Annotated in this window: 1 pseudogene; it reads left to right on the plus strand. The window is 34.7% G+C overall.

The features are described from left to right. Nucleotides 1–14: 14 nt before the first annotated feature. Nucleotides 15–395 (plus strand): annotated as a pseudogene (locus tag M595_RS28615) (hypothetical protein); the annotation flags it as partial.

Genomic DNA, 395 nt, shown 5'->3' on the forward strand with positions numbered 1-395 from the left:
AGGAAGAATTTTATATGCTAGTTATCACAAATAAACAGGAAGTTCAGTCACCTTCTGCGTTAATCGATCATCCTCAATCCTATCATCTTGATCAAGCCGCACTTCAACAGATCCAACACCTTGAAGATGAACTTCAACAAACCCGTGAAAACTTGCAGGCGACGAATGAAGAACTAGAAACAACCAATGAGGAACAACAAGCAATCAATGAAGAATTGATCGCTTCAAACGAAGAACTCCAAAGTACCAACGAAGAACTTTATACCGTTAATACGGAATATCAAAATCAAATTCAAAAATTGATCGAACTCTCAAATGATGTCAATAACTTACTTCAAAGTACCGATATTGGGGTCATCTTTTTAGATAAAAGTTTAAAAATTAGTAAATTTACT

The sequence above is a fragment of the Lyngbya aestuarii BL J genome (genome assembly GCF_000478195.2).
GTDB lineage: Bacteria > Cyanobacteriota > Cyanobacteriia > Cyanobacteriales > Microcoleaceae > Capilliphycus > Capilliphycus aestuarii.